Annotated in this window: 1 protein-coding gene; it reads left to right on the top strand. The window is 48.8% G+C overall.

The genetic code is table 11. The annotated features are described in order from the left end of the window. Positions 1-66: 66 nt before the first annotated feature. Positions 67-948: amidohydrolase family protein (locus A3750_RS20045; RefSeq protein WP_156498778.1), on the top strand; the 882-nt coding region annotated here is incomplete at its 3' end.

Raw genomic sequence — 948 nt, 5'->3', positions numbered from 1 at the left:
TAAAAGCACTTGAAGACTCTTTTGAAGTGGACGCAAATCAAACACAGCCAACTAAGGAATCTGGTTATGGGCGATCTCAAAACTATTCGTATCGACGCAGGATGCATTCTAACCATGAATGACGCGCAGCCTTTGTTGTATGACCACAGCTTAGTAATGTCAGGTTCGACAATTAGGGACTTATTGCCTACCACCGAGGCGAGTGCAGCTAAGACTGATCAGGTTTTCGATCTAAAGCAACACGCGATCATGCCCGGCTTGATCAACGCACACGGGCATGCCGCAATGTCACTACTAAGAGGCATAGCCAACGATCTGCCGCTGCAAGAGTGGCTTGAGCAACATATTTGGCCTGCGGAAGGAGCAAACGTAAGTGAAGACTTTGTTCGCCTAGGCACACGGCTTGCCATCGCGGAGATGCTTAAAAGTGGAACAACCACGTTTAGCGACATGTATTTTTTCCCCGAAGCTGCGGCAAGCGAAGTGGATGAACAGGGAATCCGAGCTCAACTCTGCACGCCAATTTTGGATTTTCCTACACCTTGGGGTTCCGGGCCCGACGAGTATTTATCTAAATCAAAAGCACTGCATGAACGCTTTAGAAATCATCAGCGAATTAGCATAGCCCTAGGCCCGCATGCGCCTTACACCGTTTCAAATGGCGCATTAAAAAATGTCTGTCACTTGGCAGTTGAACGAAATATGGCAATTCAAATGCACGTGCATGAAACGCAACAAGAGGTTGATGACGCAATTGCCTTAAATGGCAAGCGCCCTATTGAGAGATTGGCTGACTTGGGCCTTCTGGAGCTGGGCAGCGCGGTGCAGGCGGTCCATATGACGGCACTGACAGCAGACGAAGTTGCTCTAATGGCTGCGAAAAAAGTGCATGTTGTACACTGCCCTGAATCTAATATGAAGCTCGCCAGCGGATTTTGTCCAACCCAG

The sequence above is a fragment of the Oleiphilus sp. HI0079 genome (assembly GCF_001635105.1).
The sequence above is the reverse complement of the archived record's forward strand: the minus strand, read 5'-3'. Positions and strand labels throughout refer to the sequence as shown.